This window comes from Paraburkholderia sprentiae WSM5005, from assembly GCF_001865575.2.
Lineage (GTDB): Bacteria > Pseudomonadota > Gammaproteobacteria > Burkholderiales > Burkholderiaceae > Paraburkholderia > Paraburkholderia sprentiae.
In genome coordinates this window covers 41092-59517 of record NZ_CP017561.2, presented here as the reverse complement: position 1 = coordinate 59517, position 18426 = coordinate 41092, and the positions used below count along the sequence as shown (strand labels likewise).

Genomic DNA, 18426 nt, shown 5'->3' with positions numbered 1-18426 from the left:
AGGGCCGGTTTGAGCGCACACTCTTGATGGCCGCATGCCGGCCTTTTGTAGAATCGCATGACCGAATTCAAGGACACTCAACAGCAGCTCACGAAATTCCGCCTGCGCGTCGCGGCGGCGGGCCTGTTCGTGTTCGTCTGCTTCGGGCTGATCGGCTTTCGCTTCCTGTTCCTGCAGGTCTGGCACTACAGCAAGTACTCGCTGCAGGCCGATGAAAACCGCATCTCCGTCGCGCCGATCGTGCCGAACCGCGGCATCATCACCGATCGCAACGGCGTCGTGCTCGCGAAGAACTACTCGGCCTATACGCTCGAAATCACCCCTTCGAAGCTGAACGACTCGCTCGACAACGTGATCGACAACCTGGCCACCGTCGTGTCGATCGACGCGCGCGACCGCCGCCGTTTCAAGAAGCTGCAGGAAGACTCGAAGAACTTCGAAAGTCTGCCGATCCGCACGCGCCTGACCGACGACGAAGTCGCGCGCTTCACCGCGCAGCGCTTCCGCTTCCCCGGCGTCGAAGTGCGCGCGCGGCTGTTCCGCCAGTATCCGCTCGGGCCGACCGCCGCGCACGTGATCGGCTACATTGGACGGATTTCGCAGCGCGACCAGGACCGCATCGACGACGCGAGCGATCAGAACGACAGCGACCCGGATCACTACGATCCGCGTCTGGACGCGAACAACTACAAGGGCACCGACTACATCGGCAAGATCGGCGTCGAGCAGAGCTACGAAACCGAGCTGCACGGCCAGACCGGCTTCGAGGAAGTCGAGGTGACCGCGGGCGGCCGCCCTGTGCGCACGCTGTCGCGCACCCAGGCGACGCCGGGCAACAACCTCGAGCTGTCGCTCGACATCGGTTTGCAGCAGGTCGCCGAGCAGGCGTTCGCCGGACGCCGCGGCGCGCTCGTCGCGATCGAGCCGTCCACCGGCGACGTGCTCGCGTTCGTGTCGGCGCCGAGCTTCGATCCGAACGCCTTCGTCGACGGTATCGACCAGCAGACCTGGGACGAACTGAACAACTCGCCCGATCATCCGCTCTTGAACCGGCCGCTGCACGGCACTTATCCGCCGGGCTCGACTTACAAGCCGTTCATGGCGCTCGCCGCGCTGACGCTGCACAAGCGCACACCGGGCTGGGGCTTCCAGGATCCCGGTTACTATACGTTCGGCGGCCACACGTTTCGCAACGACGTGCGCTCGGGCCAAGGCTGGGTCGACATGAACCGCGCGATCGTCGTGTCGAACGACACGTACTTCTACATGCTCGCGCACGATCTCGGCGTCAACAACATTGCGAACTTCATGAAGCCGTGGGGCTTCGGGCAGATCACCGGCATCGACATCAGCGGCGAGGCGAAGGGCATCCTGCCGTCGACCGACTGGAAGCGCCATGCGTACCGCCGACCCGAGCAGCAGAAGTGGTACGAAGGTGAGACGGTCAGCCTCGGCATCGGCCAGGGCTATAACTCGTTCACGATCCTGCAACTCGCGCATGCCACCGCAACGCTCGCGAACAACGGCGTCGTGATGAAACCGCACCTCGTGCGCGACATCGAAAATCCGATCACGAAGGACACGCGGCCAGTGGTGCGCGATCCGAGCGACAGGATCGCGGTCAAGCAGCAGGACATCGACTTCATCAAGCGCGCGATGGAAGGCGTGGTGACGAACGGCACGGCGGCCAAGGTGTTCGCGGGCGCGCCGTACCAGGCGGCCGGCAAGACCGGTACCGCGCAGGTCTACTCGCTGCAGGGTGCGAACTACAAAGGTCACGCGGTTGCCGAGAATTTGCGCGACCACGCGCTGTTCATCGCGTTCGCGCCGGTCGATCAACCGAAGATCGCACTCGCGCTGGTCGTCGAAAACGGCGGCTGGGGCGCGGAGGCGGCCGGTCCGATCGCGCGCAAGGTGCTCGACTACTACCTGGTCGGCAAGAACAGGCCCGGCGCGGAGGAAGCGGCCGTCGCAGCCGCGGCATCGAGCACGCTCGAAGCATCCGCGCCGCAGGTCGGCGATACGCCGCCATCGCACGAGGGCACTCAGCCGCTGAAGATTGCGGCGGGCTTTACGGCACTGCCCGTGCCGGGAGCGGCAGCTGCGGCGGCGGCTTCGGGTGCGTCGACTGCGATTGCTGCTTCGGGCCCGAATGGCGCGTCTGCGCCGGTGGCGGCGTCCGCTGGCGCGGCGGCGGCGGCAACGGCCAGCTCGCCTGCGGCGGCTTCGACGGCGAAGCCCGCTTCGGCGTCGGCCGCGACAAAGAAGTCCGCGTCGCGTGCGTCCAGCGCCCCGCACAAGCCACGTCCGGCCAGCGAGCCGATGCCAACCGTAGCGGCGCCGTCGCGCGAGGGCAGCCTCCAGGGCGCGTCACCGCGCCAGCCGGCCGCCGGCGGCATCGACGAATAAGGAGAAAGGCATGCAATTCGACAAGCGCGCCTGGCTCGAGCGCATCAAGCGGATGTTCGTCGGCTTCGACCGTCCGCTCGCACTGATCGTGTTTCTGCTGCTGTGCGTCGGCATCGTCACGCTGTACAGCGCGACGCTCGATATGCCGGGTCGCGTCGAAGACCAGTTGCGCAACATCCTGCTCACCTTCGTGCTGATGTGGGCACTCGCCAATGTGCCGCCCACTACGCTGATGCGCTTCGCGGTCCCGCTTTATACGTTCGGGATCGCGTTACTGGTCGCGGTCGCGATGTTCGGCCTCACGCGCAAGGGCGCGAAGCGCTGGATCAACGTCGGCGTAGTGATCCAGCCGTCGGAAATCCTGAAGATTGCGACACCGCTGATGCTAGCCTGGTATTACCAGCGCCGCGAAGGCGTGATGCGCTGGTACGACTATCTGGTCGGCTTCGTGATCCTCATCGTGCCGGTCGGCCTGATCGCGAAGCAGCCTGACCTCGGCACGGCCGTGCTCGTGTTCGCGGCGGGCCTGTTCGTGATTTACTTCGCGGGATTGAGCTTCAGGCTGATCGTGCCGGTGCTGATCGCGGCCGTAATTGCGGTTGCGTCGATCGCGGCGTTCCAGGACAAGATCTGTCAGCCCGAAGTGCAGTGGCCGCTGATGCACGACTACCAGAAGCACCGCATCTGCACGCTGCTCGATCCGACCTCGGACCCGCTCGGCAAAGGCTTCCACACGATTCAGGCGGTGATCGCGATCGGCTCGGGCGGCCCGCTCGGCAAGGGATGGCTGAAGGGCACGCAAGCGCATCTGGAGTTCATCCCCGAGAAGCACACCGACTTCATCTTCGCGGTGTTTGCAGAAGAGTTCGGTTTGGCGGGCGGGATCGTGCTGCTCACGCTGTACATGCTATTGATCGCGCGCGGGCTCTACATCGCGGCCAACGGCGCGACACTATTCGGGCGATTATTGGCCGGCTCGTTGACGATGGCGTTTTTCACCTACGCGTTCGTCAATATCGGGATGGTGAGCGGGATTTTGCCGGTGGTCGGTGTGCCGTTGCCCTTCATGAGTTACGGTGGCACCGCGCTGACTACATTGGGCGTCGCGATCGGGCTGATCATGAGCGTTGCGCGACAGAAGCGGTTGATGCAGAGCTAGCCGGAGCTAGCGGCACGCAGCAAGCGAACACGCCCAAAGGGCGCTCCCTGCGAGCGCCCTTTTTCGTCACTGCGGCTTCACTTCCTTCTGCTCGCGCAGCTGTGCGCTCAACTGCTGATACTTCAGGCGCGCCGCCGGATCGCCCTGCGCTGCCGCGGCCGCGTAATATGCGCGCGCCACATTCAGATTCCGGTCGACACCATCGCCGCCGCGTTCGTAGAACGAGCCGGTCACATACTGCGCGGTCATGTCACCGCCCTGCGCCGCCTTCTTGTACCAGACGAACGCCTGCTTGTTGTCACGCTCGGTGCCGCGTCCGTCGAGGAACTGGTTCGCGAGCGCGAGCTCCGCCTGCACATGCCCCTGAGCAGCCGCTTTCATGAACCAGCGATGCGCCTCCGCCGGATCACGTTCGACGAACTCGCCATCGTCGTACATCTTGCCGTACACGTACTGCGCGTGCGACATGTTCGCGTCGGCGGCCTTGCGCAGCCACTTCTTGCCTTCGTCGACGTTGACCGGCGTGCCCTCGCCGTTGAGCAACATCATCGCGTAGTTGAACTGGGCGAGCCGGCTGCCGCGCTCGGCCGCCTGGCGGAATTCGGCCAGCGCCGCGCCGAGGTTGCCAGCGTTGTAGTCGGCCACCGCGGATTGCGTCTGCGGATCGTTCGCCTTCGCGACGCGATCCTGCGCGTACGCGGCGTGCCACGCGTCACTCGTGAGCAGCGCCGCCGCAATGGTCACTTGCGCGGTCATATGCGCGGTCATCCGCGCGATCATCCGCGCGGCGCCTCCTTGCACTCTGCCGTTCATGACCTCACCTCCTGCAATGCCTGGCGCGTCGCGCGCAACATCCAGATCACGTCGGCGGCCAGCGCGACGAAGCGAAAACCGGCGTCGCGATGCTGCCGTGCGCTCGCCACGTCCATCGCGAAAATGCCGGCGGCAATGCCGGCCTTGTCCGCCGCGCTGACGATACGCGCCGTCGCCGCCTGCACGTCCGCGTGCTTCGCGTCGCCGAGATGACCGAGGCTCGCGGCGAGATCGGCCGGCCCGACGAACAGGCAGTCGACGCCCGGCGTCGCCGCGATCTGCTCGACCTCCTGTAACCCGCGCGCCGATTCGATCTGCACAATCGTCGCGATCTGCGCGTTGGCGGTCTGCACGTAATCGCGCCGCATGCCGTAAGCTGCCGCTCGCACGACGCCCGCGACGCCGCGCAGTCCGCCGAGCGCCCCGGCAATCGGGTATTGGGTGAGCCGCACGGCGCGTGCCGCGTCGTCAGCGGATTCGATGTTCGGGAACATCAGCGTGCGCGCGCCGGCGTCGAGCACGCGCTTGACGAGCCACGGCTCGCTCGCGGGCACGCGCACCACCGGCTCGCTCGGCAGATGAGCGGCGGCTATCGCGCGCAACTGCGACTCGACGCCGCCACTATCGTTCGGCGCGTGCTCCATGTCGATCAGCAGCCAGTCGAAGCCGGCATGCGCGAGCGCTTCGGCCGCGGTGTCACTACCGAGCGACAGCCATAGCCCGAACAGCGGCGCGTTGTCCTTCAGACGTTGTTTGAGGGAATTGGTGAAGGTGCTCATCGGCTGGCCTCGCGCAGGTTTGCAGCGCGAAGCGGGGCCAGATAGCGGATCAGGCAGGCGCCGGGGCGCTGACGGCCTCGATGCCTGCTGCGACGCAATGCAATGACCGGCATGTCTCGCTCCGTGTGGTTGTCGGAACGATCATACCGTGACAATAACGCGAGGGTTCGCTCGCGCGGCGGGGCGTGCCTTCGGGTGGGAAGCTAGTCGCGGACCACGTCGGCCCAGCAGTTCGGCGTCTCGTATAGACGCACTTTATGCAGGCGCAGGTTCACGCCGTAGTGCGCGTCATACACGTTCGCGAGCATGTCGAATGCAATCGCCGCGAGGTTTTCGACCGTGGGAATGCGATCGATCACGACCGTCTTGTGACCCACCATGCTGTCGAGAAAGCCGCGCACCTGCGTGTCGCCTTCATAGACGAGAAACGCGTGGTCCCACTTGTCGACCAGATGCTCGACCGCGAGCGACTTCACGTCGGCGAAGTCCATCACCATGCCGCGATCGGGCGCGCCTTCGGTGTCGACCAGATCGCCTTGCAGCGTGATTTCGAGCACGTACCGATGGCCGTGCAGATTACGGCACTGGCTGCGGTGATCGGGAATGCGGTGGCCCGCGTCGAATTCGAGTTTTCGGGTAATCGTCAGCACGGCAAGTCAGGGAATGTTCAGATACTTGTGAGTCTGCATCGACAGGCGCCACTGCGGATGGCGCTTGCACCAGTCGATCGCGAGCTTGGTGTTGATGTCGCGCGACGGACCGTCCATCGGCTGGACGAGGAAATACTCGAAGTCGAGCTTCGCGTAGTCGGCGAGGCGCTGGTTGTCCTGCGGAATCACGACCTTCAGCTCGTTGCCCTTCGTCACGACGAGCGGTGCGTCGGCCTTCGGGCTCACGCAGATCCAGTCGATCGTCTCAAGCACCGGCAGCGAGCCGTTGGTCTCGATTGCGATCTCGAAGCCGGCCGCATGCAGCGCGTCGACGAGCGGCTGATCGATCTGCAGCATCGGCTCGCCGCCGGTGCACACGACGAAACGCTCGCCCTCGCCTTGCGGCCATTGCGACGTGATCATCGCGACCAGATCGTCAGCTGTGCGGTACTTGCCGCCGTTCTCGCCGTCGGTGCCGACGAAATCGGTGTCGCAGAACCGGCAGACGGCCTCCGCGCGATCCTCTTCGCGGCCCGACCACAGATTGCAGCCCGCGAAGCGGCAAAACACGGCCGGCCGCCCGGCATTCGCGCCCTCGCCCTGCAACGTGTAGAAAATTTCCTTGACCGCGTACGTCATGCTGCTTTCTGTCCTGTTCCTCAATCACCTGAATCAATGATGCGCGACTAGCGGATGATTCGCCCCGCTCACGCCAACCGTCAGACCGGCTCGGTGACTTTTTCGCCGGCGAGGTAAGCCTCGTAGCCACGTCTGCGCAACCGGCATGCCGGGCATTCGCCGCAGCCAAAGCCCCAGGAGTGCAACTCGGCGCGTTCGCCGACGTAGCAGGTATGCGTCTCGACGCGCACCAGTTCAACCAGTTCGTCGCCACCGAGTTCGTGCGCGAGACGCCACGTGTCGGCCTTGTCGAGCCACATTAGCGGCGTCTCCAGCGCGAAGCGCGTGTCCATGCCTAGATTGAGCGCGACCTGCAGCGCCTTCATCGTGTCGTCGCGGCAATCGGGGTAGCCCGAGAAGTCCGTCTCGCACATCCCGCCGACCAGCACCTGCAAACCGCGCCGATACGCGATGGCCGCGGCAATCGTCATGAACATCAGATTGCGGCCCGGTACGAACGTGTTCGGCAAACCACTGGCCGTGGCTTCGATCTCGATCTCGCGCGTCATCGCGGTGTCGCTGATAGCGCCGAGCAGCGACAGATCGATCATGTGATCGTCGCCGAGACGATCGGCCCACGCCGGAAACGCACGCACGATGGCCTGACGGAAACCCTCGCGGCATTCGAGTTCGACGCGATGCCGCTGTCCATAATCGAAGCCGAGCGTTTCAACCGTGTCGTAACGATCGAGCGCCCACGCTAGACACGTGGCGGAATCCTGGCCGCCGGAAAACAGCACGAGCGCGCTACGCTTAGCGTCTTTGCGGATCACCGTGATACTCCGTGAATGACAGTGCGACGTCGCGCTGCGCGAGCTGCGTCATACAGGGCTCGCGGCGCGACGTGTGCGGGGCATTATGCCGGCCAAAAGCAGTATAGGTCGCGCGTTGCACGTGAACGTGGTTGGGCGCTCGTACCGTCGATCGTCGACGAAGAATTGGGTGCTTCGGTGCGGTGCGCTCGGCACCGCATTTCGTGCGTTGCACAAACGCTTGCGACGCCTGCATGGAAGTCCTTGAACTGGCGCGATTTTATCACGCGACACCGAATGTCACCGGCGGCAGCTGTCTCACGCGCGGCTCTGACCGCATGACAAGCCGAAGTAACGACTTGTTCGCCAAATGGAAAAGCCCCAGGAATCTTGCGATTTCCTGGGGCTAAATCCTGGTGGCCTGGGGCGGAATCGAACCACCGACACGCGGATTTTCAATCCGCTGCTCTACCAACTGAGCTACCGGGCCAACGAAGAACGAAACTATATCAAGCGATGTGCAGTTCAGCAAGCCCCTTTCACGAAAAACTGGGCCGGGCGCGTTTGCGTGCAAGAAGGCGCTCACTCCCCCTTGTTCTTGCCCAAATCGACGCCGAGTTGCTTCAGCTTGCGATAAAGATGCGTGCGCTCGAGACCGGTTTTCTCCGCGACGCGCGTCATGCTGCCGTTCTCGCGCGCGAGGTGATATTCGAAGTACGCGCGCTCGAACGCGTCGCGCGCATCGCGCAGCGGAATGTCGAACGAGATCGATGCGGTTTGCGCGGCGAGCGCGCCGCCGCTGACGCCATCGGACGACAGTATCGGCAACGCCGCCGCCGACGCGACTTGCGATGCGCTGACCGGCAACGCGGGCTTCGCGGCCACGCCGCCAGGAACGGCCGCCGAGTTGCCGCGCGCGAGTCCCTGCTCGACCGCCTTCAGCAGCTTCTGCAAGGCGATCGGCTTTTCGAGGAAGTTGAGCGCGCCGATCTTGGTGGCTTCGACCGCGGTGTCGATCGTCGCGTGACCGGACATCATGATGACGGGCATCGTTAATTGACCTTGCGCGGCCCATTCCTTGAGCAACGTCACGCCGTCGGTGTCCGGCATCCAGATGTCGAGCAGTACCAGGTCCGGCGCCTGACGCAGACGGAATTCGCGCGCCTCCTGCGCATTCTCAGCGGCCTCCACGACGTGTCCCTCGTCGCTCAGGATCTCCGAGAGCAATTCCCGGATGCCCATTTCATCATCTACCACCAGGATGGTTGCCATTTACGCTGCCCTTGTCTGCACTGTTGCTTTTGTCGTTCCCTGTGACGCGCCGCCGTGCGCCAGATGCGCACCGGAACCAGGTGCACCCGGCTGCGCGGGATCGTCCGCCAGTTGAAGGAAGAGAATCGAAATCTGCGCGCCTTCGATCACATCGCCAGCCTTCATGCGATTGCGAATGTCGATGCGCGCGCCATGTTCGTCGACGATCTTCTTGACCATCGCAAGTCCCAGACCCGTGCCTTTGGCCTTGGTCGTCACGTACGGCTCGAACGCACGCGTGAGGATACGCGCGGGGAAGCCCGGTCCGTTATCCGACACTGTCAGACGTACCGCGACGCGGGCCTTGCCTTGCGCGTCGGGGTCTCCGTATTCTACTGTCCTCGTCTCGAGCAAAACACGCGGCTGCGCGACTTCAGCAACCGCGTCCTGCGCGTTCTGCAGCAGGTTGTGGATCACCTGACGCAACTGGGTCGCGTCGCCGCGTATCGCGGGCAATGCCGCCAGTTCGACCTGGATCGCGCCCTTACCTTCCTCGATACCGTACAGCGTGAGCACCTCGCTGACCAGATCATTCAATTGCAGATGCGCGAGCACCGCGGGCGGGGTGCGCGCGTAGTCGCGGAAGTCGTCGACCATCTGCTTCATCGCGGCGACCTGATTGACGATCGTCGTCGCACCGCGCTTCAACACGTCCGCATCCGACGGCGCGAGCTTGTCGGCGAGTTTCATCTGCAAGCGCTCGGCCGACAGTTGAATCGGCGTGAGCGGATTCTTGATCTCGTGCGCGAGGCGCCGCGCGACTTCGCCCCATGCCATCGAACGCTGCGCGGAGATCACGTCGGAGATGTCGTCGAACACGATCACGTAGCCCGAGGTCTGCAAGTCTTGCGCGTCGCGCTCGTTCGCCGCGACGAGGCGCGCGCCGCGCACGAGCAGCGTGAGCGGCTCGGTTTCGCCAGCCACCGGCACCGAGAACTGCTGTTGCCAGTGGCCGTTGTCGTCATGGCCGTCTTCGCTCGCCGCTTCGCGATCGGCGAACGCCTTGCGCACCATCGCCCCGAAATCGCCGAGCACGCCGATCTGATCGAGCGACGAACCGAGCAGCGTCTGGAACGGCTGACGGAAAATCCGCTCGGCGCCGCGATTCGCGGTAGTCAGCCGGAACTGCCGGTCGAACACGAACACGCCCGCGGTCAGGTTCGCGAGGATGCTTTCGAGATACGCCTTCGAATGCTCCAGCGCGATACGATTTTTCTCGACCGCCCCGCGCGCTTCCGACAACTGCCGCGTCATCGCGTTGAACGACTGCGTGAGAAAACCGAGTTCGTCGCGCGACTTGATCTCGCGCTTCGGCGTGTAGTCGCCCTCGGTGATTTCCTTGGTGCCTTGCGCGAGCAGGAATAGCGGCCGCGCGAGCTGATTGCCGAGCGCGAGCGCGAGCATCATCGCGATGAAGGTCGCGAGAAACAGCGACAGCGTCAGCGTGCCGATGTACATCTTGCGCAGCCCGGTGCGGCCGAGCGCCTTCTCCTGATACTCGCGATACGCGCGCTGCACCGAATCGGCATTGCGTGCGAGTGTCGTCGAGACCGGCTGCGTCAGCTGCAGGAAGCGCTCAGCGGGCTGCAATAGCGCTGCATTCGAATCGGGAATACGCTGCACTACACGCAGACGCAGCGCGCCTTTGCCGCCTTGCGCGTGCGGATCGCCGTCCACTTCGCCTTCGATCGCCGCATAGCCGTGGCCGCGCGCCTGCTCGATCATCAACGGTGTCGGCAGATCGCTCGGCACGAGCATCGCGTAGTTGCCGGATGCCTGCGCGATCACGTGCATGTCGGGCGCCGCGCCCGACATGCTGCGGGTCGGCTCGACGATCGTGGCGTCCTGCACGCCGAACTGGTCACGCAGACGCAGCAGCGTCAGCGTAGTGCCGGCGGCACCCGCGCTTGCGAGCTGCTCGGACATCAGGCGCGCCTTCGTCTGCAGATCGGACAGCGACGCGTCGAGCATGCCGCGCCCGAGATTGAGGCCCGACGCGAGCGCGGTTTCGACGTTCACGTCGAACCACGACTCGATGCTGCGCGACACGAACTGATACGACACGATGTAGATGATGCCGCCCGGCACCACACCGACCAGCGCCATGAAGAACGCGAGCTTCGCGAGCAGCCGTGTGCCGAATTTGCCCTTGCGTAATCGCACGATGATGATGACGACGAGCGTCACCACCACCAGCAGAAACACCATCGCGACCGCGACGTTGGCCGCGTACAGCCACTGGTAATAGCGATCGAAGAATTCGGTGTTCGCGCTCGCGGCGGCCAGCAGCACGAGCAGCAGCACGGCCGTCACCGCGACCGTCGACACCAGCACGCGCACGACGATGCTGCTGACACTGGTAGAAGAGGAGCGCACCTTATTTAGCATGATCGGCCGCCGTGAAAGTGAAACGCTTCCAATCGGAGGCGAGGTTCCAGTCGCGGTTGTTCACGGCGTCGATCTGGAACGGCTTGGGCATGAGCCCAATGTCGAGCTGCATGCGCACCGACGCGTTGTAGGTTTCGCCGACACGTACCTGATTGCGGTCGATCACGTGCCACGACGTTACGTGCTTGATGACCGCGAGTGCATCCTTGAGCGTGGAAAAGCCGAGCTGCAAACCGCCCGACTGCACGCTCGACACGCGATATTCGCGGGTGAGCGGCTGGAACGACAGCCGCAGACTTTGCGACACGCTGACCGGCTGCTCATCGAACCAGTACCAGCGCGGCCGGCTCAGTTCGAAATCGGTCGTGAAATAAAGCGGAATGCCTTTGTTGACCGCGTCTTCGAGATTGCTGTTCAGCTCGAATTCGAAATGCGCGTCGAGACTCCAGCCGCCGTTGTCGGCCTGCAGCGACGCCCGTTGCACCGCGATCGAGTCGGCATGCGCCACGCACGGCGCTGCAAGCCAGACGGCCAGCGCGATCCAGAGCACGGCAGCGAGCCGAAGCGGGAAGAAGCGTTTTATGGTCACCGTTTCTGAAAGCGCGCGTAGAAAAATCCGTCGTGGTCTGAGTTCGTGCCGGCGCTGATTTCAGCGGGTCGTCCAGCATGAGAACCGGCCGATGGGTCGGCGGGCGCGCGGGCAACAGAGGGTAAAAGCTGCCCCGGCGCGTCCAATCGTACCGCATCCTGATGCTGGTTTCCAAACCACCGTGCCTGCAACTCGCCCTCTTCAGGGAAGATGGAACACGTCACGTAAAGCAGCTCGCCGCCTGGTTTCACCAGCGGCCACAGCGCGCCGAGAATGCGGCGCTGTTCGGCGACGAGCGCGGCGATATCGGACTGGCGACGCAGCCAGCGAATATCCGGATGTCGCCGCACGATGCCCGACGCCGAGCACGGCACGTCGGCGAGGATGCGGTCGAATGGCTGGTCGAGGTCGTCGTGCCATTGCGCGGGGTTGCCCGCGTCGCCGATGCGCACTTCCGCTTCGAGCTTCAGACGCCGCAGGTTTTCGCCGATGCGGCGCGCGCGCGACGCATCGCTTTCGAGCGCGACCAGTTCAATGCTGGCGAGTTCGAGCAGATGACCGGTCTTGCCGCCAGGGGCCGCGCACGCATCGAGCACGCGCATGCCGTCACGCACGCCGAGCCATTGCGCGGCGAGTTGCGCACCTGCGTCCTGTACGGACACCACGCCTTCGCTAAAGCCCGGAATGCGCTCGACTGGCATTGGCGCAGCGAGCGTGACCGCGTGCTCGCCAGCCTTGCTTGCGGCGATCTGCTGGCGTTGCAGCACTTGCAGATAGGCGTCGACGGTCGAATGGCGCGCGTTCACGCGCAACGTCAGCGGACCTTGGGCGTTGCCGGCGGCCAGCACCGCTTGCCACGCCTCGGGCCATGCGCGTTTCACCGCGTCGATCCACCACGCCGGATAGTTCCAGCGCGCCACTTCGTCGGCTTGCAAGGCGGTGAGCAGCGTGTCGCGCTCGCGTAAGAAGTTACGGAGCACCGCGTTGACGAGGCCCTTGGCGAACGCGAACTGCCGACGCGCGCCGATCGCGCTGACCGTCTGGTCGACGACCGTGAACGGCGTATAGGCGGCGCTCGCTTCGTCGTCGATGAGCAGTGCGAGCGCGCACGCGAGCACATGTGCGACGTGCGGCGGCGGCGCTTTTTTCACGAGCTTCGCGATCAGCCACTCGGCAGTCGCCAGACGCCGCATCGTGCGGTAGGCGAGGTCCTGCACGGCGCCGCGCGCTGCTGCAGCGTTGCCCTCGGGCACCGCCACGAAGACGCTCTGCAGCGCGGCGGGCAAGGCCGCGCCGAGACGCACGGCACCGACGGCCTGAGCGGCGCAGTCGAGCGCAAACCCGAGCGATTCGGGCGACAGATGCAGCGCCGACAAATGGGATTCGCGCGAACGCGCCGACGAGGAAGCAGAACGCGAAGAAGGCTTTGAAGTCATGAAGGGAGCAAGGGCAAGCCGCACGGTACGCACGGCGCAGTCAGCGCACATTGTAGCGTGGCGCTGGCGGGGGCCGGCGTGCGTGGAGTGGCGGTCGCAGAGGCCGTCGCGCAGTGGCCACGAAAGGTGCGAAAAAAAAGCGGGCCTCGCGAGCCCGCTCTTCGGTATTTCAGGCTTGACGCGTCGAACGACGCGACGCCTCAGTCGAAGCGCCCGGTGCGTGCCATTTCCATCAGACGCGCAATGCGTTCCTCGGTCGCCGGGTGCGTCGAGAACAGACTCGCGATGCCGCCGCCCGACAGCGGATTCATGATCATCATCTGCGCCGTGGCCGGATGCGCTTCGGCCGTCGGGAACGGAATGCCGCTCGCATAGCGATGGATCTTGTCGAGCGCCGACGCCAGTGCCTGCGGGTCGCCCGAAATCTGCGCGCCGCCACGGTCGGCTTCGAATTCGCGCGCACGCGAAATCGCCATCTGGATCACCGCGCCCGCAATCGGTGCGAGCAGCGCAACCGCGATGCTCGCGATCGGGTTCGCGGGACGGCCGTTTTCGTCGCGGCCGCCGAAGAACATCGCGAAGTTCGCCAACGCGGAAATCGCGCCGGCCATGGTCGCCGAAATCGTCGAGATCAGAATGTCGCGATGCTTCACGTGCGCAAGTTCGTGCGCCATCACACCGCGCATTTCACGCTCGGACAACACGCGCAGAATCCCGGTGGTGGCCGCGACCGCCGCGTTCTCCGGATTGCGGCCAGTGGCGAACGCGTTCGGCGCGTCTTCGTTGATCAGGTAGACGCGCGGCATCGGCAGGTTCGCGCGCGTGGCGAGATCGCGCACCATCCGATAGAACTGCGGCGCACTGTTTTCGTCGACCTCCTGCGCGTTGTACATGCGCAAGACCATCTTGTCGGAGAACCAGTACGAGAAGAAATTCATCCCCAGAGCGATCACCAGCGCGAGCATCATGCCGCGCGAGCCGCCGATCATTCCACCGATCACGATGAAAAGGGCCGTGATCGCAGCCATCAACATCGCGGTTTTCACCCAATTAAACATGTCTGCAACTCCTTGCCTCCAAGCGTGGCCTTCATCTCCGTGCCGCGCGATTGCGGCGTCAGATTGTAAGCAAAACGTTAGATAGGGGCGATGCGGGAAAATTCAATCATCGCGAGGCGGTCGCCAGCTTGATGCCCAGGCCGACGAACGCGCTGCCGACGCCGCGATCCAGCCAGCGCTTGACTGCCGGTTTGCCCGAGAAACGCTGCGTGACGCTGCCCGCGATCCACGCCACGAAGCTGTTCCAGACCATGCTCATCAGCACGAAGACCGCGCCGAGCGCGAGAAACGCGAAAGTCTTGTGTTCGCTGCCCGTCGAGACGAATTGCGGGAAAAACGACACGAAGAACAGCACGACTTTCGGGTTCAGCACGTTGGTCCAGAAGCCTTGCAGGAACAACTGCCGCAGCGACTTCGGCGTGGACGGCGCGCGCGAGTCGCCGGCGGGCGCATCGGCGGCCGGCTTCGTGAAGATCAGGCGCACGCCGAGGTAGATCAGATAGATCGCGCCGACGGATTTGACGATGGTGAACGCCGTCGCGGAGGCGGCCAGCAGCGCGGTCAGTCCGAACGCGCAGGCAAGCGAATGAATGCAGCAGCCCGCCGAAATGCCCAGCGCCGACATCAGCCCGGCACCGCGGCCTTGGGCGACGCTCCGCCCGACGATATAAGCGGTATCCGGCCCCGGCGTGATGTTCAGGAGAAAAACCGCGACGATGAAAAATTCGAAATGGACGATGCCGAACATGTGGTGAACCCTCGGAACCTGGTCTGCTGCATGGAGGATTCTAACGCGCGGCGCGCTGGCGGCGGGGGCGGAGAACATCGGCCGGATGGACGATGTTTTCGCGTACGCGACACGCTTATTCTGCGCCGGGAAGCTCGAAGCGCTGTCCTGCGACGAGCGGCGAGCCAGCAAGGAATTCACGCACGGGCAGGCGCTTGCCGCCGGGCTTCTGCAATTGCGTCAGACGGAGTACGCCTTCGCCGCAAGCGACCAGTACGCCGTCGGACGAAACCTCGGTGATGGTGCCTGGCGCCTTGTTGCTGTCAGACGCCGACGCGGCGGTGGCGGCCCAGATCTTGACGGTGCTGCCGTCTTCGAGCGTGCCGGTGCCGCCGGGGAATGGGTCGAACGCGCGCACCTGGCGCGCAAGCGCCTCGGCCGGGCGGCGCCAGTCGAGTGCCGCTTCGTGCTTGGCGATTTTCTCCGCGTAGGTCACGCCATCGGCCGGCTGCGGGGTCGAAGCCAGCTTGCCGGTGCGCTCGAGCTCGATCAGCGCGTCGACGATCAGCTTCGCGCCGTCTTCGGCGAGACGCTCGTGCAGCGTGGCAGTCGTGTCGTCGGCGAAGATGGGCGTGCGCAGTTCGGAAATCATCGCGCCAGTGTCGAGGCCCGCATCCATCCGCATCAGCGTGATGCCGGTTTGCGCGTCGCCCGCTTCGATCGCGCGATGAATCGGCGCCGCGCCGCGCCAGCGCGGCAGCAGCGACGCGTGAATGTTGATGCAGCCGAAGCGCGGAACGTCGAGCACCTCCTGCGGCAGGATCAGCCCATAGGCGGCGACCACCATCACGTCGTGCGGCGTCGCGCGCAGTTGCTCGATCGCGGCGGCGGCTTCCTGCGGATATTTGCCGGTGCGGCGCAGCGAGGTGGGCTGCGCGAGCGCAAGGCCGTGCTCCTGCGCGTAGCGCTTGACCGGACTCGCCTGCAGCTTCATGCCGCGTCCCGCGGGCCGGTCTGGCTGCGTCAACACGAGCGGCACGGCAAACCCGGCGCGATGAATCGCGGCCAGCGCGGCCGCGGCGAATTCCGGCGTACCGGCAAAGATGACGCGCAACGAATGACTCATGAACGGGCGGTAGGCAAGTGAAAGCGCATTACATCGCGTGGGCGAGCTTCTTCATCTTGCTCTTGATGCGCGTTTGCTTGAGCGGCGACAGATATTCGACGAACACGCGGCCCATCAGGTGATCCATCTCGTGCTGGATGCACACGGCCAGAAGCCCTTCGCAATCGAGCTCGAAGGTTTCACCCTTCTCGTTCAGCGCGCGCACGCGCACTTTCTCGGCACGTTCGACGTTGTCGTAGATGCCGGGCACCGACAGGCAGCCCTCCTCCGACAGCTTCCTCTCATCGCTCGACCAGACGATTTCCGGGTTGATGAACGCGAGCAGTTCGTCGTGCGTTTCCGACACGTCGATCACGATGACGCGCTCGTGCACGTCCACCTGGGTGGCGGCGAGGCCGACGCCGGGCGCCGCATACATCGTTTCGGCCATGTCCGCGACGAGACGGCGGATACGGTCGTTGACCTCCGCGACTGGCTTGGCCACCTTGTGCAGTCGTTTGTCCGGGTAATTGAGGATGCTCAGTAAAGCCATGATTTCGAGTGTGATTTGAGACGCCGCCAACCGTTGAAAAGCTCGCGTTGGCCATTCGGCCAGGTTGTGAGCCCGTCGTAATACGCAGAGGATAGATGATGTCGAACCGGTTCGATTCAACGCGCCTCGTGCGCCCGCCGACGAACCCGCGCCGGTCAGCGCGGCGCCGCGGTTATTCGCGGTTTATCGCGGTTTTATTTCGGATGATGAAAATTTTAGCATGGCGACCGCCTGTCCGCAGGCCCCGCCAAAGGAGCGACCCGCATGCAGACCTTGCCCGCAACCCGTATCGAACTGGCCGCCTGGCTGCGGTTGTCGATTGCGCCGGGCCTCAAACCCGCGGCGTTGCGCCTGTTGCTGCGCGCGTTCGGGCTGCCGGAAGCGATTTTCGCGCAGTCGCGCGAGACGCTCGCCGAGGTTGCCGGCGAAGCCGCCGCGCGCGCGGTGCTGACGCCGTCGGGTCCGACGCTCGACGGTGAGCTCGATGCCGTGCTCGCATGGCGCGAACAGCCGGGCAACCAGATCGTCACGCTCGACGACCCCGCCTACCCGCCCGCGCTGTTGACGATGCCAGATCCACCGCCGCTTCTATATATAAAGGGCCGGCTAGATTTGCTGCATACGCGTGCCGTCGCACTGGTGGGCAGCCGCAGCGCCACCCCGCAGGGCATCGAGGATGCGCGGCGGTTCGCGCGCGACCTGTCGGCGGCGGGCGTGACGGTGGTGTCGGGGCTCGCGCTCGGTATCGATGGCGCCGCGCATCGGGGCGGGCTGGAAGGCGTCGGCGGGACGGTCGCGGTGGTCGGCACCGGCGCGGATCTCGTGTATCCGGCCGCGCACCATGCGCTCGCGCGGCAGATCGCGGCGCAGGGTGCGATCCTTTCGGAGTGGCCGCTGGGCACGCCGGCGCGCGCCGCCAATTTCCCGCAGCGCAATCGGCTGATCGCGGGGCTGGTCAGCGGTGTCGTGATCGTGGAGGCGGCTATGCGCTCCGGTTCGCTGATAACCGCGCGGCTCGCTAACGAGATGGGCCGCGACGTGCTCGCATTGCCCGGATCGATTCACGCGCCGCTATCGCGCGGCTGTCATCGGATGATCAAGCAGGGAGCCCGGCTCGTGGAAACGCCTGACGAGGTGCTGGAGGAACTCGGTTTTGCCCCGCGGCCCGTGAGCGACGCGGGATCGGCGGCGAAGCGGGCGGGGCCACTGCAGCACGTGGGGTCGCGCGTTCCGTCGGGTGGGATGGCTTCGCAAGCTGCGGCCGCCACCCTGGCCAGCTCGCCGCCGGCTGGACCGGCCCCGCAGCCGGCGCGCGACCCCGATGCCCAGCGTCTGCTCGCCGCGCTCGGCCATGCGCCGACCACGCTTGAAATTCTCGCCGCCCGCACCGAGATGCAAGACGCTGCCCTGCACGCCACCTTGCTGCAGCTCGAACTCGCCGGCGAGGTCACGCTGCTGCCCGGCGGCCGCTTCATGCGAGCCCATCATGACTGAGCCGAGACCGACCGGCATCAACGCGGATTGCCCACTCGTCGCGACCGGCCATGCTACATTCGCGCCAAAGCACCCGACAAAGTACACAAGGAAACCACTTCATGCCCGCGCTGAACCTCGACACCGACCAGGACCGGATCGCCGAGCGCGTCAACGAACCCGGTACATTGTTCGTCGCATGCCTGTGTGCGGAGTGGTGCGGAACCTGTCGCGAATACCAGGACGCTTTCAACCGGCTGGCCGAGCGGCACCCCGAAGTCTGCTTCGCATGGATCGACATCGAAACTCATGCGGATCGCTTCGACGATCTGGACGTCGAAAATTTCCCGACCGTCCTGATCGAAGACTCGGTGACGACACGATTTTTCGGTACGGTTTTGCCGCAGGTGTCGATCGTCGAGCGGATGCTGTCGGATCTGACCACGCTGCCCGGCGTGACCGGCGCACCGAAGCTGCGGCCCGCGCTGGCGGTCGCCTGAACACGGCCCTGCGCGGCCGGTTTTGGGACAGCATCGCGGCTGACAT

At 64.9% G+C, this 18426-nt stretch carries 17 protein-coding genes and 1 tRNA gene; 4 read left to right on the top strand and 14 right to left on the bottom strand.

Annotation, left to right across the window (positions count from 1 at the left end; genetic code table 11):
* Positions 1 to 57: 57 nt before the first annotated feature.
* A complete protein-coding gene (mrdA, locus tag BJG93_RS00290) occupies positions 58 to 2409 on the top strand; it encodes a penicillin-binding protein 2 (RefSeq protein ID WP_027199385.1) in 2352 nt (783 codons plus the stop codon).
* A 10-nt stretch (positions 2410 to 2419) separates the two neighbouring features.
* Positions 2420 to 3568, top strand: a complete 1149-nt coding sequence (gene rodA / locus BJG93_RS00285; protein ID WP_027199384.1) for a rod shape-determining protein RodA — start codon at positions 2420 to 2422, stop codon at positions 3566 to 3568.
* A gap of 66 nt (positions 3569 to 3634) precedes the next feature.
* Here the strand turns inward: rodA and BJG93_RS00280 are convergent, their stop codons facing one another.
* From BJG93_RS00280 to def, 14 genes are all read right to left on the bottom strand, one after another.
* Positions 3635 to 4381, bottom strand: a complete 747-nt coding sequence (locus BJG93_RS00280; RefSeq protein WP_027199383.1) for a tetratricopeptide repeat protein — start codon at positions 4379 to 4381, stop codon at positions 3635 to 3637.
* Positions 4378 to 5160, bottom strand: coding sequence for an HpcH/HpaI aldolase family protein (locus tag BJG93_RS00275; protein WP_027199382.1), 783 nt, complete (start codon positions 5158 to 5160; stop codon positions 4378 to 4380). Before BJG93_RS00275 ends, BJG93_RS00280 begins: the two co-directional genes overlap by 4 nt.
* Positions 5161 to 5363: 203 nt before the next feature.
* Positions 5364 to 5807 (bottom strand): 6-carboxytetrahydropterin synthase QueD, encoded by a 444-nt coding sequence (gene queD / locus BJG93_RS00270; RefSeq protein WP_027199381.1) that lies wholly within the window; start codon positions 5805 to 5807, stop codon positions 5364 to 5366.
* Positions 5808 to 5816: 9 nt separating this feature from the next.
* Positions 5817 to 6449, bottom strand: a complete 633-nt coding sequence (queE, locus tag BJG93_RS00265; RefSeq protein ID WP_027199380.1) for a 7-carboxy-7-deazaguanine synthase — start codon at positions 6447 to 6449, stop codon at positions 5817 to 5819.
* A gap of 80 nt (positions 6450 to 6529) precedes the next feature.
* Complete coding sequence (gene queC, locus BJG93_RS00260; RefSeq protein WP_027199379.1) at positions 6530 to 7261, bottom strand: 7-cyano-7-deazaguanine synthase QueC; 732 nt, start codon at positions 7259 to 7261, stop codon at positions 6530 to 6532.
* Positions 7262 to 7654: 393 nt separating this feature from the next.
* Positions 7655 to 7730 (bottom strand) — tRNA-Phe (locus BJG93_RS00255).
* A 92-nt stretch (positions 7731 to 7822) separates the two neighbouring features.
* A complete protein-coding gene (esaR, locus tag BJG93_RS00250) occupies positions 7823 to 8512 on the bottom strand; it encodes a response regulator transcription factor EsaR (RefSeq protein WP_027199378.1) in 690 nt (229 codons plus the stop codon).
* Entirely contained in the window at positions 8513 to 10939 is a 2427-nt protein-coding gene (locus tag BJG93_RS00245; protein WP_027199377.1) for a sensor histidine kinase, read from the bottom strand.
* Positions 10929 to 11528, bottom strand: coding sequence for a DUF4390 domain-containing protein (locus BJG93_RS00240; RefSeq protein ID WP_027199717.1), 600 nt, complete (start codon positions 11526 to 11528; stop codon positions 10929 to 10931). Before BJG93_RS00240 ends, BJG93_RS00245 begins: the two co-directional genes overlap by 11 nt.
* Positions 11525 to 12964, bottom strand: coding sequence for a 16S rRNA (cytosine(967)-C(5))-methyltransferase RsmB (rsmB, locus tag BJG93_RS00235; RefSeq protein WP_027199376.1), 1440 nt, complete (start codon positions 12962 to 12964; stop codon positions 11525 to 11527). Before rsmB ends, BJG93_RS00240 begins: the two co-directional genes overlap by 4 nt.
* Positions 12965 to 13164: 200 nt before the next feature.
* The gene (htpX, locus tag BJG93_RS00230) at positions 13165 to 14022 is read right to left on the bottom strand and encodes a zinc metalloprotease HtpX (protein ID WP_027199375.1); all 858 of its coding nucleotides are present in this window, start codon (positions 14020 to 14022) and stop codon (positions 13165 to 13167) included.
* Between the two features lie 106 nt (positions 14023 to 14128).
* Positions 14129 to 14770, bottom strand: coding sequence for a LysE family translocator (locus BJG93_RS00225; protein WP_027199374.1), 642 nt, complete (start codon positions 14768 to 14770; stop codon positions 14129 to 14131).
* 115 nt (positions 14771 to 14885) lie between these two features.
* Positions 14886 to 15875, bottom strand: coding sequence for a methionyl-tRNA formyltransferase (gene fmt, locus BJG93_RS00220; RefSeq protein ID WP_027199373.1), 990 nt, complete (start codon positions 15873 to 15875; stop codon positions 14886 to 14888).
* A 28-nt stretch (positions 15876 to 15903) separates the two neighbouring features.
* Entirely contained in the window at positions 15904 to 16407 is a 504-nt protein-coding gene (gene def / locus BJG93_RS00215; RefSeq protein ID WP_027199372.1) for a peptide deformylase, read from the bottom strand.
* A gap of 264 nt (positions 16408 to 16671) precedes the next feature.
* Here def and dprA point away from each other — a divergent pair, with 264 nt between their 5' ends.
* Both dprA and BJG93_RS00205 read left to right on the top strand, forming a co-directional pair.
* A complete protein-coding gene (dprA, locus tag BJG93_RS00210) occupies positions 16672 to 17901 on the top strand; it encodes a DNA-processing protein DprA (protein ID WP_027199371.1) in 1230 nt (409 codons plus the stop codon).
* A gap of 101 nt (positions 17902 to 18002) precedes the next feature.
* Positions 18003 to 18380 carry a thioredoxin family protein gene (locus tag BJG93_RS00205; RefSeq protein ID WP_027199370.1) on the top strand — a complete coding sequence of 126 codons (378 nt, stop codon included), beginning with the start codon at positions 18003 to 18005 and terminating at the stop codon, positions 18378 to 18380.
* The last annotated feature ends 46 nt before the right edge of the window (positions 18381 to 18426 follow it).